This window comes from Streptomyces sp. NPDC028298, assembly GCF_055565895.1.
This window is the reverse complement of the sequence record NZ_JBVHTL010000004.1, coordinates 506,276-518,923: the sequence shown is the minus strand read 5'-3', so window position 1 is coordinate 518,923 and position 12,648 is coordinate 506,276. Positions and strand designations below refer to the sequence as shown.

Genomic DNA, 12,648 nt, shown 5'->3' with positions numbered 1-12,648 from the left:
TTTGTTACGTGAGAGGCCCGCGTGCCGCTGACGTACCCTCGACCCCATGTCGCTCTACGCCGCGTACGCCGGCAATCTCGATCCGCGGCTCATGACGCGCCGCGCCCCGCATTCGCCGCTGCGCGCGACGGGCTGGCTGAACGGCTGGCGACTGACCTTCGGCGGCGAGCACATGGGCTGGGAGGGGGCCCTCGCGACCATCGTCGAGGCGCCGCGGTCCCAGGTCTTCGTGGCGCTGTACGACCTCGCCCCGCCGGACGAGGACTCCATGGACCGCTGGGAGGGCGTCGGCCTCGACGTCTACCGCCGGATGCGTGTACGTGTGCACACACTGGAGGGTGAGGAGAGCGCGTGGGTCTACGTACTGAACGGGTACGAGGGGGGACTGCCCTCGGCGCGTTATCTCGGCGAGATCGCGGACGCCGCCGAGTCCGCCGGGGCTCCTCACGACTACGTCATGGAGCTGCGCAAGCGGCCCTGCTGACGTCTGTCCTACCGGCGTGCTCCGCCGCTCCGCGGCGGCTTTCCCACCCGCCCGCCCGTCTCGGCCCGACGCCAAGGTGCCCTCGGCTCTCCGCCGCTCCGCGGCGCTTTTCCCACCCGCCCGCCCGTCTCGGCCGGTCACGAGGGTGCCGTCGCCTCTCCGCCGCTCCGCGGCGTGTCTCCCACCCGCCCGCCCGTCTCCGCCCGACGCCCAGGCGCCCTCGTCACCCCGCCGCTCCGCGGCGTCTCGGAGCCGTGCGAAGTGGTCTCGGTCTCGTTCGTTTGTCGGAAACGACAAGACAACGATCGCAAGACCGTGAGCACTGTCATCTACGCGCGTAGGCCCGAACCGGCTACGCTCTTGCGCGTGAACGCATCTCTTCTTCCGGACGACATCCAGGGCGACCCCCACGCCGCCGCCGACGCCGCCGCCACGCGCCTGCGTGAGCTGACGGGCGCCGAGACCCACGACGTCGCCCTCGTGATGGGCTCCGGCTGGGCTCCCGCGGTGGACGCCCTCGGCACCCCCGAGGCCGAGTTCCCCGTCACCGAGCTGCCCGGCTTCCCGCCGCCGGCGGTCGAGGGCCACGGCGGCAAGATCCGCTCGTACCGGATCGGCGACAAGCGCGCCCTGGTCTTCCTCGGCCGCACCCACTTCTACGAGGGCCGCGGGGTCGCCGCCGTCGCGCACGGCGTCCGTACCGCCGTCGCCGCCGGCTGCAAGACCATCGTGCTCACCAACGGCTGCGGCGGCCTGCGCGAGGGCATGCGCCCCGGCCAGCCCGTGCTGATCAGCGACCACATCAACCTGACGGCCACCTCGCCGATCGTCGGCGCGAACTTCGTGGACCTCACCGACCTGTACTCGCCGCGACTGCGCGCGCTGTGCAAGGAGGTGGACCCCTCCCTGGAAGAGGGCGTCTACGCGCAGTTCCCCGGCCCGCACTACGAGACCCCCGCCGAGATCCGGATGGCCCGTGTCATCGGCGCCGACCTCGTGGGCATGTCGACGACCCTCGAGGCCATCGCCGCGCGCGAGGCGGGCGCCGAGGTGCTCGGCATCTCCCTCGTCACCAACCTCGCCGCCGGTATGACGGGCGAGCCCCTCAACCACGAGGAAGTCCTCCAGGCCGGCCGCGACTCGGCCGCGCGCATGGGGGAACTTCTGACCCAGGTGCTGGATCGTCTGTAGGCGACAGGGTCACGCGCCCCCGGCGCCGGGGGCGGAGCGACCCGGGCACACGGAAGCCGTACGACCGAAGAGAGGTGCACCCCAGGTGCAGGACGACATCGTCGCGCGGGCCGAGGCGTGGCTGGCCGAGGACCCCGACGCGGAGACCCGTGACGAACTCGCCAAGCTCGTCGCGGCGGCGGACGTCACCGAGCTGACCGCCCGCTTCAGCGGAACGCTCCAGTTCGGCACCGCGGGCCTGCGCGGTGAGCTCGGCGCGGGGCCGATGCGGATGAACCGCAGCGTGGTCATCAGGGCCGCGGCCGGACTCGCCGCGTATCTCAAGGCCAAGGGACGGACCGGCGGCCTCGTGGTGATCGGCTACGACGCCCGCCACAAGTCCGAGGACTTCGCCCGGGACACGGCGGCCGTGATGACGGGCGCGGGCCTGCGCGCCGCCGTCCTGCCCCGGCCGCTGCCCACCCCCGTCCTCGCCTACGCCATACGGCATCTCGGCGCGGTCGCGGGCGTGGAGGTCACCGCCAGCCACAACCCGCCCCGGGACAACGGCTACAAGGTCTACCTCGGCGACGGCTCGCAGATCGTCCCGCCGGCCGACGCGGAGATCGCCGCCGAGATCGACGCGGTCCGCGCGCTCGCGGACGTGCCGCGCCCCGAGTCCGGCTGGGAGACCCTCGACGAGAGCGTCCTGGATGCCTACCTGGCCCGTACGGACGCCGTCCTCGCCGAGGGCTCGCCGCGTACCGCCCGCACCGTCTACACGGCCATGCACGGCGTCGGCAAGGACGTGCTGCTCGCGGCCTTCGCGCGGGCCGGGTTCCCCGAGCCGGTGCTCGTCGCCGAGCAGGCCGAGCCCGACCCGGACTTCCCGACCGTGGCCTTCCCCAACCCGGAGGAGCCCGGCGCGATGGACCTCGCCTTCGCGGCGGCCCGCGCGGCGGAACCCGACCTGATCATCGCCAACGACCCGGACGCCGACCGGTGCGCCGTGGCCGTGAAGGCCGGAGCCGACTGGCGCATGCTGCGCGGCGACGAGGTCGGCGCGCTGCTCGCCGAGCACCTGGTACGACGCGGCGCGCGCGGCGTGTTCGCCGAGTCGATCGTCTCCTCCTCGCTGCTCGGCCGGATCGCCGAGGGCGCGGGCCTGCCGTACGAGGAGACGCTCACCGGCTTCAAGTGGATCGCCCGCGTCGAGGGGCTGCGCTTCGGGTACGAGGAGGCGCTCGGCTACTGCGTCGACCCCGACGGCGTACGCGACAAGGACGGCATCACCGCGGCCCTGCTCGTCACCGAGCTGGCCTCGGAGCTCAAGGAGCAGGGCCGGACCCTGCTGGATCTCCTCGACGACATCGCCGTCGCGTACGGGCTGCACGCCACCGACCAGCTCTCGGTGCGGGTGGAGGACCTCTCGGTCATCGCGAACGCCATGCGCCGGCTGCGCGAGCAGCCGCCCACGGAGCTCGCGGGCCTCGCCATCACCAGCGCCGAGGACCTGACCCGGGGGACGGACAAGCTGCCGCCCACGGACGGCCTGCGCTACACGCTGGACGGTGCCCGGGTCATCGTCCGGCCGAGCGGCACCGAGCCCAAGCTGAAGTGCTACCTGGAGGTCGTGGTGCCCGTCGGCGGCCACGACGAGCTCCCGGCGGCCCACGCGAGGGCGGCCGAGCTGCTGACGGCGATCAAGCGGGACCTGTCGGCCGCGGCCGGCATCTGAGTTCATTTCCCCGGGGCACCCCGGTGAGCATCCCGGGTGGGGGCGCGGCGTGTCCGTCGCCTCCGCCCGGGGGCCGTGCGGGGTTCCGGTGCGGGGAGCTGTGTGGGGCTTCCCGGTGCGCGTTTCCCGTGCGGGGAGCTGTGTGGGGCTTCCGTTTCGCGTGCGAGGAGCTGTGTGGGGCTTCCGGTGCGGGTTTCCCGTGCGAGGAGCTGTGTGGGGCTTCCGGTGCGGGATTCCCATGCGGGGAGCTGTGTGGGGCTTCCGGTGAGGTTCTGACACGCTCGTCCGCCCTTCTTACGGGTGATTTCCGCAGGGCAGTTGACGCAGCGCTCCCGTGCGCCACCGGACGACCGAGGAACGGTTACCGGCAGCGCACCTTCGAGTCCCAGGAGCCGCCGCGTGCCCTCGACCGATTCCCGGCGGACGTCCGCCCCGCCCCGAACGGCGCCCGGCGGGACCGTCCCCGGCGTCCCGGCCGCCCGGCACGCGCCCGGCGCCGCCGGCCGCCTCGCCCTGGTCCGCGCCGGTCTGCGGCACGCGGCCCCCGCCCTGACCGCCTACGCGGCCGTCCGTCTCACCGGACTGCTCACCCTCGCGCTCTGGGCGCACCGCAGGCATCACGGCGTCTGGCCGATCCTGGCGGCCCAGTGGGACGCGGACTGGTACCTCGGCATCGCCGACCACGGTTACGCACGCCACCTGGGCACCGCGTTCGACGCGAACAACCTGGCGTTCTTCCCGCTCTATCCGGTCCTGGTCAAGGCCGTCGCGGCGGTGACCCCCGGTTCGCGCGCCTCGACCGGGCTCGCGATCGCGGTCGTGGGCTCCTTCGTCGCCGCGTGGGGCGTCCACGCGGTCGGCAGCCGTCTCCACGGCCGCCGCGTGGGGGTGCTGCTGACCGTGCTGTGGGCGGCCCTGCCGGTGGGGCTCGTCCAGTGGATGGGCTACACGGAGTCGCTGTTCACCGCCTTCGCCGCGTGGGCGCTCTACGCGGTCCTCAGCGGCCGGCTGCTGTGGGCCGCCTCGCTGGCGGCGCTCGCGGGGCTGACCCGGCCCACCGGTGTCGCGGTGGCCGCCGCCGTGGCCGTGGCCGCGCTGCTGTCGCTGCGCCGCGGCTTCTCGCTCCGGGCGCTCGGCGCGGTCGTCCTGGCCCCGGCCGGCTGGCTCGCGTACGTCGGCTGGGTGGGGCACAGGCTGGGCCGCTGGGACGGCTACTTCGCCGTGCAGCGGCTGTGGCACAACGAGTGGGACGGCGGCGCGGAGACCGCGCGCCGGCTGCGGGAGGTCCTCGCGCGGAACTCCTCGCCGGAGCTGTTCCTGGTGATGGTGACGGTGACCCTGCTGGCGGCCGTGGCGCTGTACGCGCTGTCGGTGGGCGACCGCCAGCCGCTCCCGCTCCTCGTCTACACCGGGATCCTGCTGCTGATCGTCCTCGGCAGCGGCGGTGTCTACTTCCCGCGGGCCCGCTTCCTGCTCCCCGGCTTCCCGCTGCTGCTGCCCCTGGCCCTGTACCTGGCCCGCGCCTCACGCCGCCTCAGGACGGGGTTCCTCACGGCCGCGGTCCTCGGTTCGGCGTACTGCGGCGCGTACATGGTCCTGGTGTGGCCGAGCGCGCCCTGAGGGTCCGGCGGACGTCAGCCCATGAGGAGCAGGATGACCAGGACCACGAGGCCGGCCAGCGCGGGGCCCATCACCTCGTACGCCCAGCGCACCGTGACCTCACCCTGCGCGCCCTCCGCGGCCGCCCGGTGCTCCGCCAGCTCGCGCAGATCGTCCATGATCCGGTCGGTCTCGGGGCGGACCGGCGTGTCGGTGGCGGCGGACCGGCCGAAGGCGGACGCGCGGGCCGGCGAGCCCCCGCGGCCGGGCGCGCCCTGAGCCGTCTGCCGGGCCGCCTTCTTGCGGGCCCGCAGCGACACCGGCACCGCCCAGAGCTGGTACTTCGTGCCCGAGGTGTCGATCACCTCGTTCGAGTAGTGCGACCGCAGCGAGGCGACCTTGCTCCAGGGGAGCACGATCACGCGCAGCGGGTTGCGGACGCGCAGGCGGTCCTCGTTGGCGTAGACGGCGGGGCGCAGGGTGAACGCGGTCACGACGGGGACGATCAGGATCAGTCCGGCGAGCGCCAGCCAAGGGGTGCGGCCGTGGCCGGAGACCAGCGCGTCGAAGCCGAGCCAGCCCACGATGAGGAGCAGGAGGACGCCGCCCGCGATACCGGCGGGGGACCGGTAGATCCGGTCCCTGGCCTCGGGTCGCGAGGCGTCCGGAAGGGGTGACTGGTGGTCGGGGGTCGTCATGGTCCCGATTGTGCCCGACGTGCGCCGCGTGCTTGAGCTCGGTCGGGTCTCGCTATGGTCGCGAAGGGCTCCGTGCCGCCCGTCTCCCCGGGACCACCGTGCCGGCCACGACCGCCCCGATGATCCGGCGGAAGGTCGGGCATTCCATGTGGCTGGGCGCGGGACAGGCGGCGGTGTGCCGCAGGGAGTCGCGCAGGACCTCCAGCTCGCGGATCGTCCGGTCCAGTTCGTCGGCCTTGTCGAGCAGGGTCCGGGGGTCGATGCGCGGGGGCCCTTCCGGCGTGAACATCCGGGCGATCTCGTCCAGCGAGAATCCGGCGGACCGGCCCATCGCGATCAGTGCCAGCCGTTCCAGGACTGCGGGGTCGTACTGGCGGCGCAGGCCGCGTCTGCCCGTCGGGGCGATGAGCCCCTTCTCCTCGTAGTACCGCAGGGTCGAAGCGGGTACTCCGGCGCGGCGTGCCACTTCGGCGATATCCAGATCCGGCATCGTCTTGACCTCAAGTCGGCTTGAAGTAGGACGGTGTCATCTCCAGGCCGTGAGGGCAACCACAGGAGGCGTGATGGGATCCGGTCGCGAGGCGGGTGACACGGTGGGGGACGCGGGCGGTGACGCCGTGGGTGACGAGCAGGCCGCTCGTTGGAACGGGCCGTCCGGGAATGCCTGGGTCGAGGCCCAGGACATGGTGGACGCGATGTTCGCGCCGCTGGAGAGGCTGCTCGTCGAGACGTTTCCGGCCGGGCAGGGGGGTCGGGTCCTCGACGTGGGCTGCGGTACGGGCGGCACGACGGTGGCGATCGCGCGGCGGCTCGGGGCCGGGGGGTCGTGTGTCGGGGTCGACATCTCGGAGCCGATGGTGGGGGCGGCTCGGGCTCGGGCGGAGCGGGTGGGTGCGGACCGGGCGGGTTCGGAGCGGGTCGGTTCGGAGGCGGTGGGTGCGGGCGTCGGAGCCGTCTCGTTCGTCCGCGCCGACGCGCAGGATCACGTCTTCGAGCCGCCCGCGGAGTTCGACGCGGTCGTCTCCCGCTTCGGGGTCATGTTCTTCTCCGATCCGGTGCGGGCCTTCGCGAATCTGCGGCGGGCCGCGAAGGACGGTGCCGTGCTGAGGTTCGTCGTCTGGCGGGACGTCGCGGAGAACCCGTTCATGACGACGGCCGAGCGGGCGGCGGCGCCGCTCATGCCGGATCTGCCCGCGCGGGATCCCGATGCGCCGGGGCAGTTCGCGCTGGCGGACGCGGACAAGGTGCGGCGGCTGCTGGAGGGGGCCGGGTGGACCGGGGTCGGTCTCCGGGCCGTCGACGTGGAGTGCGTCATGCCCGAGAAGGAGCTGGTCCCGTACTTCAGCCGGTTCGGGCCGGTCGGGATCGCGCTGCGCGACGCGGACGAGACGACGAGGTCGCGGGTCGTCTCGGCGGTCCGGCCCGCGTTCGATCCGTACGTCCACGAGGGGGAGGTCCGCTTCACGGCGGCGTGCTGGCAGATCGACGCGCGGGCGGGCCGGGGCTGACGTCGGCGGTGTCGCTCCGGTGGGCGGGTCGGGGCTGACGTCGACGGTGTCGCTCCGGTGGGCGGGCCGGGGCTGACGTCGGCGGTGTCGCTCCGGTGGGCGGGCCGGGGCTGACGTCGGCGGTGTCGCTCCGGTGGGTGGGTCGGGGCCGTGCCGGTGCATCAGCCCGTCGCCGTCGGGCGGAGATGTGGGCGTCGGTGGCGACGGCCATTGATGTACCGGCACGGCCCCTCACGCCGGATCCCGGCTGCGGGCGCGTGATCCAGACGGTTCCAGCAGGATTCCGCCCCGGCCGGCCAAAGTTTCAGCCCCTCCGGCGTTTGAGGAGCGGGGTCTGGGGCGGAGCCCCAGGTATGGGACGGGTAGGGGCGGAGGGGGCGAAGAAACGCTGGTCGCGGGCCGGGGCGGGGAGCGTATCCGGGGGCATCCCGCCCGGAGGGGCAGAGGCGCCTCTCGGCCGGCGGGCAAGGCGGCACACCGGGCGGTGGAAAAAATCCGCCCGGGACCCCGGGGCTGTACAAGCCGCTACGCGCGTAGATATGCTCGTCTGGTGACCATGCCCACCTCTGCACCAGCACACGCCCTCGGCGACGTGACGGCGTCCGACAGCACGCTGCGCCGCTTCCTCCACGGGCTGCCCGGCGTCGACACGGTCGGCCTGGAGGCGCGCGCCGCCTCGCTCGGCACCCGTTCCATCAAGACCACCGCGAAGGCGTACGCCATCGACCTCGCCATCTCGATGGTCGACCTGACGACGCTGGAAGGCGCGGACACCCCGGGCAAGGTCCGGGCGCTCGGCGCCAAGGCGGTCCTCCCGGACCCGACCGACCGGACGACGCCCACCACGGCCGCGGTCTGCGTCTATCCCGACATGGTGGCCGTCGCGAAGGAGGCCGTCGCCGGCTCCGGGGTGAAGGTCGCCTCGGTCGCGACCGCGTTCCCGGCCGGCCGCGCCGCGCTCCCCGTGAAGCTGGCCGACGTGCGTGACGCCGTTGCCGCGGGCGCCGACGAGATCGACATGGTCATCGACCGCGGGGCGTTCCTCGCGGGCAGATACTTGAAGGTGTACGACGAGATCGTCGCCGTGAAGGAGGCCTCGGGCGCCGCCCGCCTGAAGGTCATCTTCGAGACCGGCGAACTGTCGACGTACGACAACATCCGGCGCGCGAGCTGGCTCGGCATGCTGGCCGGTGCCGACTTCATCAAGACGTCCACCGGCAAGGTGGCCGTGAACGCGACGCCCGCGAACACGCTGCTGATGCTGGAGGCCGTCCGCGACTTCCGCGCCCAGACCGGCGTGCAGGTCGGCGTGAAGCCGGCCGGCGGCATCCGCACCACGAAGGACGCCGTCAAGTTCCTGGTCCTGGTGAACGAGACCGCGGGCGAGGACTGGCTGGACAACCACTGGTTCCGCTTCGGCGCGTCCTCGCTCCTGAACGACCTGCTGATGCAGCGTCAGAAGCTGGCCACCGGCCGCTACTCCGGCCCCGACTACGTGACGGTGGACTGATCCATCATGGCTTCCGCATTCGAATACGCACCGGCGCCCGAGTCCCGCTCCGTCGTCGACATCGCCCCCTCCTACGGCCTGTTCATCGACGGTGAGTTCACCGAGGCCGCCGAGGGCAAGGTCTTCAAGACCGTCTCCCCCTCCACCGAGGAGGTCCTCTCCGAGATCGCCCAGGCGGGCGAGGCGGACGTCGACCGCGCGGTGAAGGCGGCCCGCAAGGCCTTCGTGAAGTGGTCCGCGCTGCCCGGCTCCGAGCGCGCCAAGTACCTGTTCCGCATCGCGCGGATCATCCAGGAGCGCAGCCGTGAGCTCGCCGTCCTGGAGACGCTGGACAACGGCAAGCCGATCAAGGAGACCCGCGACGCCGACCTCCCCCTGGTCGCCGCGCACTTCTTCTACTACGCGGGCTGGGCCGACAAGCTCGACCACGCCGGTTTCGGCGCGAACCCGCGTCCGCTGGGCGTCGCGGGCCAGGTCATCCCCTGGAACTTCCCGCTGCTGATGCTGGCGTGGAAGATCGCGCCGGCCCTCGCGACCGGTAACACGGTCGTCCTCAAGCCCGCGGAGACCACGCCCCTGACGGCGCTGTTCTTCGCGGACATCTGCCGCCAGGCCGGCCTGCCCAAGGGTGTCGTCAACATCCTTCCCGGGTACGGCGACGCGGGCGCGGCGCTCGTCGAGCACCCGGACGTGGACAAGGTCGCCTTCACCGGCTCGACCGCCGTCGGCAAGGCGATCGCCCGCCAGATCGCGGGCACGCACAAGAAGGTCACGCTCGAACTGGGCGGCAAGGGCGCGAACATCGTCTTCGACGACGCCCCGATCGACCAGGCCGTCGAGGGCATCGTCAGCGGCATCTTCTTCAACCAGGGCCAGGTCTGCTGCGCGGGTTCCCGGCTGCTGGTCCAGGAGTCGATCCACGACGAGCTGCTCGACTCGCTCAAGCGCCGTCTGTCGACGCTGCGCCTCGGCGACCCGCTGGACAAGAACACGGACATCGGCGCGATCAACTCCGCCGAGCAGCTCTCCCGTATCACCACGCTCGTCGAGCAGGGTGAGGCGGAGGGCGCCGAGCGCTGGTCGCCGGCCTGTGAACTCCCGTCCTCCGGCTACTGGTTCGCCCCGACGCTGTTCACGAACGTCACCCAGGCGCACACCATCGCCCGCGACGAGATCTTCGGTCCGGTGCTGTCCGTCCTGACGTTCCGCACCCCGGACGAGGCGGTCGCCAAGGCCAACAACTCCGCGTACGGCCTCTCGGCGGGCATCTGGACCGAGAAGGGTTCCCGGATCCTCGCCGTGGCGAACAAGCTCCGCGCGGGCGTCGTCTGGTCCAACACGTTCAACAAGTTCGACCCGACCTCGCCGTTCGGCGGGTACAAGGAGTCGGGCTTCGGCCGCGAGGGCGGCCGGCACGGTCTGGAGGCGTACCTCGCCCCGTCTAGCCCGGAGGGCGAGCGATAAATGAGTGCAGCCGAGAAGTCCGAGCAGCAGCGCCTGAGCGTCTTCAAGACCTACAAGCTGTACGTGGGCGGCAAGTTCCCGCGTTCCGAGAGCGGCCGGGTGTACGAGGTGAGCGACTCCAAGGGCAAGTGGCTGGCGAACGCTCCGCAGTCGAGCCGCAAGGACGCCCGTGACGCGGTCGTCGCGGCGCGCAAGGCGTTCGGCGGCTGGGCCGGGGCGACGGCGTACAACCGCGGCCAGGTCCTGTACCGCGTCGCCGAGATGCTGGAGGGCCGCAAGGAGCAGTTCGTCCGCGAGGTGGCCGACGCGGAGGGTCTGTCGAAGGCGAAGGCGGCGGCCGTCGTCGACGCGGCGATCGACCGCTGGGTCTGGTACGCGGGCTGGACCGACAAGATCGCCCAGGTCGTGGGCGGCGGCAACCCGGTCGCGGGCCCGTACTTCAACCTCTCCTCCCCCGAGCCGACGGGCGTGGTGACGGTCCTGGCACCGCAGGAGTCGTCCTTCCTGGGCCTGGTGTCCGTCCTCGCCCCGGTGATCGCCACCGGCAACACGGCGATCGTGATCGCCAGCGAGAAGTCCCCGCTCCCGGCGCTGTCGCTGGGCGAGGTGCTGGCCACCTCCGACGTGCCCGGCGGTGTCGTGAACATCCTGTCCGGCCGGACCGCGGAGATCGCGGCCCCGCTGGCCTCGCACCAGGACGTCAACGCGATCGACCTGGCCGGCGCCGACGAGGTGCTGGCGAAGGAGCTGGAGATCGCGGCCGCGGACAACCTGAAGCGCGTCCTTCGTCCACAGCCTGTGGATTACGCGCGCACCCCCGGCACCGAGCGCCTGACGGCCTTCCTGGAGACGAAGACCGTCTGGCACCCGACGGGCTCCCTGGGCGCCTCGGGCTCGTCCTACTGAGTCCGGCCCGCCCCGCGGGCCGGCGCTGAGACGCCGGGGCCCCGATCCGTGTCCCCGGGGCCCCGCGACACGAGAGAGCCGCGCTTCCCCTCCGTCCAGGGGGAGCGCGGCTCTCTCATGCCCGGGGGCCGTCGGCCCGTGTGGGAGTGGTCAGTGGAGGAGTCCGGTCACCTGGCCGAGCACCGGGATGCCGCCGATCGACCGCGCCTGCGCCACCGGCCCGGTGAGCGCCTTGGAGGTCAGCGGCTTGAAGTCCGCGAGCTGGGTGCCCACGCCGTTGTCGAGCGGGTCGACGCCGGTGCCGGCCAGCGGGTTGGGCTTGAGGCCCTCGATCGGGCCCAGGACATAGCCCGTGGTCCCGTTCAGCGCCGCCAGTCCCGCCAGCGGGTCGAGGTTGCCGAGCGAGCCGGACCGGTGGTGCGGGGCGTCCACGGCGGGGGCCGCGGCCGCGAAGGCCGGGGTGACCGCGGCCGCGCCGGCGGCGGCCACGCCGGCCACCGCGGTGATCCGCGCCGTCGTACGGGCCAGGGTGTTCCGCTGGGCTGCGTGTCGCGCCATCAGGTGTTCCTCTTCGGCTAGCGGGGGTTCAGGGGTGACGGGTCGGAAGCTGAATGCGATTGATGCGATACGCAGAGTAGTTGACGGGATCGGGCGTCGAGCGGCCCGCGCGGCGGATTCGCTCCTGCGGGGCAACAGGCATATCAGCGCCACTCGTCACATCCGTCCGACATCCGTCCGCACATTCGGCAAAGCCGGGGATAATGGCGGGGAGCCGCGCCGACGCGCGGCGCCGCCGGACCTGTCACAGAAGGTACAGACCATTGGGTTCCCCTCTCCCGATACCCGCCCGCGTGGTGCTGCTGTGCGGCCCCTCCGGCTCCGGGAAGTCCCTTCTCTCCGCCGCTTCCGGGCTCCCCGTGCTGCGCCTCGACGACTTCTACAAAGAGGCCACGGATCCGACGCTGCCCCAGGTCGAGGGCAGCGAGGACATCGACTGGGACCACCCGCAGTCGTGGGACGCGGACACCGCCGTCGCCGCGATCGAGGAACTGTGCCGTACGGGACGTACGACCATCCCCGTCTACGACATCTCGCTGAGCGCCCGCACCGGGACCGAGGCCCTGGGCATCGACGGGGCGCCGCTGTTCATCGCGGAGGGCATCTTCGCCGCCGAGATCGTCGGGCGCTGCCGTGAACTCGGCGTCCTCGCCGACGCGTTGTGCCTGTCCCGGGGCGCGGTCACCACGTTCCGGCGCCGGTTCCTGCGGGATCTGAAGGAGGGCCGCAAGTCGGTGCCCTTCCTGCTGCGGCGCGGCTGGCGGCTGATGCGCACCGAGCGTTCCATCGTGGCCCGCCAGGCCGCCCTGGGCGCCCACCCCTGCGACCGGGACGAGGCACTCGGCCGACTGAAGGCCGCGTCGGCCTCCCCGGCCGCGCCGCGCGCGATCGCCCCCACGGCGACCGCGTAACGGCCCGCTTCCCGAAAACACGAAAGAAGGTCCAAGCGGACCCCCGACCGCCTGGACCTTCTTCCGTTTCCCCCGTGGTCCCCCGTGACACGGTCGATTCCC

12 protein-coding genes are annotated in these 12,648 nt (G+C 72.6%); 9 read left to right on the top strand and 3 right to left on the bottom strand.

The genetic code is table 11. The annotated features are described in order from the left end of the window. Positions 1 to 46: 46 nt before the first annotated feature. The 4 genes from ACZ4TO_RS21295 (at position 47) to ACZ4TO_RS21280 (ending at position 5,012) form a co-directional block, all read left to right on the top strand. Positions 47 to 484, top strand: a complete 438-nt coding sequence (locus ACZ4TO_RS21295; RefSeq protein WP_382793441.1) for a gamma-glutamylcyclotransferase family protein — start codon at positions 47 to 49, stop codon at positions 482 to 484. 366 nt (positions 485 to 850) lie between these two features. Next, a complete protein-coding gene (locus ACZ4TO_RS21290; RefSeq protein WP_361691395.1) occupies positions 851 to 1,675 on the top strand; it encodes a purine-nucleoside phosphorylase in 825 nt (274 codons plus the stop codon). An 85-nt stretch (positions 1,676 to 1,760) separates the two neighbouring features. Continuing rightward, positions 1,761 to 3,392 carry a phospho-sugar mutase gene (locus tag ACZ4TO_RS21285; RefSeq protein ID WP_468024971.1) on the top strand — a complete coding sequence of 544 codons (1,632 nt, stop codon included), beginning with the start codon at positions 1,761 to 1,763 and terminating at the stop codon, positions 3,390 to 3,392. Between the two features lie 399 nt (positions 3,393 to 3,791). Further along, positions 3,792 to 5,012, top strand: coding sequence for a hypothetical protein (locus tag ACZ4TO_RS21280; RefSeq protein ID WP_385045620.1), 1,221 nt, complete (start codon positions 3,792 to 3,794; stop codon positions 5,010 to 5,012). A gap of 14 nt (positions 5,013 to 5,026) precedes the next feature. Here ACZ4TO_RS21280 and ACZ4TO_RS21275 read toward each other — a convergent pair whose 3' ends face one another. Together ACZ4TO_RS21275 and ACZ4TO_RS21270 are read right to left on the bottom strand one after the other, a co-directional pair. Beyond that, positions 5,027 to 5,689, bottom strand: a complete 663-nt coding sequence (locus ACZ4TO_RS21275; RefSeq protein WP_382793431.1) for a PH domain-containing protein — start codon at positions 5,687 to 5,689, stop codon at positions 5,027 to 5,029. Between the two features lie 52 nt (positions 5,690 to 5,741). Then, positions 5,742 to 6,179 (bottom strand): helix-turn-helix domain-containing protein, encoded by a 438-nt coding sequence (locus ACZ4TO_RS21270; protein WP_382793428.1) that lies wholly within the window; start codon positions 6,177 to 6,179, stop codon positions 5,742 to 5,744. A 73-nt stretch (positions 6,180 to 6,252) separates the two neighbouring features. Here ACZ4TO_RS21270 and ACZ4TO_RS21265 point away from each other — a divergent pair, with 73 nt between their 5' ends. The 4 genes from ACZ4TO_RS21265 (at position 6,253) to ACZ4TO_RS21250 (ending at position 11,077) form a co-directional block, all read left to right on the top strand. Continuing rightward, positions 6,253 to 7,197, top strand: a complete 945-nt coding sequence (locus ACZ4TO_RS21265; RefSeq protein ID WP_468024970.1) for a class I SAM-dependent methyltransferase — start codon at positions 6,253 to 6,255, stop codon at positions 7,195 to 7,197. A gap of 556 nt (positions 7,198 to 7,753) precedes the next feature. Beyond that, the gene (deoC, locus tag ACZ4TO_RS21260) at positions 7,754 to 8,707 is read left to right on the top strand and encodes a deoxyribose-phosphate aldolase (RefSeq protein WP_382793536.1); all 954 of its coding nucleotides are present in this window, start codon (positions 7,754 to 7,756) and stop codon (positions 8,705 to 8,707) included. 6 nt (positions 8,708 to 8,713) lie between these two features. Continuing rightward, positions 8,714 to 10,171 (top strand): aldehyde dehydrogenase family protein, encoded by a 1,458-nt coding sequence (locus ACZ4TO_RS21255; protein WP_382793423.1) that lies wholly within the window; start codon positions 8,714 to 8,716, stop codon positions 10,169 to 10,171. Further along, on the top strand, positions 10,172 to 11,077 hold the full coding sequence (locus ACZ4TO_RS21250) for an aldehyde dehydrogenase family protein (protein WP_385049712.1): 906 nt from the start codon (positions 10,172 to 10,174) through the stop codon (positions 11,075 to 11,077). Positions 11,078 to 11,227: 150 nt separating this feature from the next. Here the strand turns inward: ACZ4TO_RS21250 and ACZ4TO_RS21245 are convergent, their stop codons facing one another. Next, the gene (locus ACZ4TO_RS21245; protein WP_382793417.1) at positions 11,228 to 11,635 is read right to left on the bottom strand and encodes a hypothetical protein; all 408 of its coding nucleotides are present in this window, start codon (positions 11,633 to 11,635) and stop codon (positions 11,228 to 11,230) included. Positions 11,636 to 11,898: 263 nt separating this feature from the next. On the opposite strand from ACZ4TO_RS21245, the gene ACZ4TO_RS21240 reads away from it, so the two are divergent. Next, positions 11,899 to 12,546: a uridine kinase family protein gene (locus tag ACZ4TO_RS21240; protein WP_385049715.1), complete on the top strand. Its 648-nt coding sequence runs from the start codon at positions 11,899 to 11,901 to the stop codon at positions 12,544 to 12,546. Positions 12,547 to 12,648: the final 102 nt, after the last annotated feature.

Excerpts from the sequence above, each read along its gene's own strand:
- ACZ4TO_RS21295 (WP_382793441.1), top strand. The coding sequence starts at position 47 with ATGTCGCTCTACGCCGCGTACGCCGGCAATCTCGATCCGCGGCTCATG.
- ACZ4TO_RS21275 (WP_382793431.1), bottom strand. The coding sequence starts at position 5,689 with ATGACGACCCCCGACCACCAGTCACCCCTTCCGGACGCCTCGCGACCC.
- ACZ4TO_RS21270 (WP_382793428.1), bottom strand. The coding sequence starts at position 6,179 with ATGCCGGATCTGGATATCGCCGAAGTGGCACGCCGCGCCGGAGTACCC.
- ACZ4TO_RS21265 (WP_468024970.1), top strand. The coding sequence starts at position 6,253 with ATGGGATCCGGTCGCGAGGCGGGTGACACGGTGGGGGACGCGGGCGGT.
- deoC (WP_382793536.1), top strand. The coding sequence starts at position 7,754 with ATGCCCACCTCTGCACCAGCACACGCCCTCGGCGACGTGACGGCGTCC.
- ACZ4TO_RS21255 (WP_382793423.1), top strand. The coding sequence starts at position 8,714 with ATGGCTTCCGCATTCGAATACGCACCGGCGCCCGAGTCCCGCTCCGTC.
- ACZ4TO_RS21250 (WP_385049712.1), top strand. The coding sequence starts at position 10,172 with ATGAGTGCAGCCGAGAAGTCCGAGCAGCAGCGCCTGAGCGTCTTCAAG.
- ACZ4TO_RS21245 (WP_382793417.1), bottom strand. The coding sequence starts at position 11,635 with ATGGCGCGACACGCAGCCCAGCGGAACACCCTGGCCCGTACGACGGCG.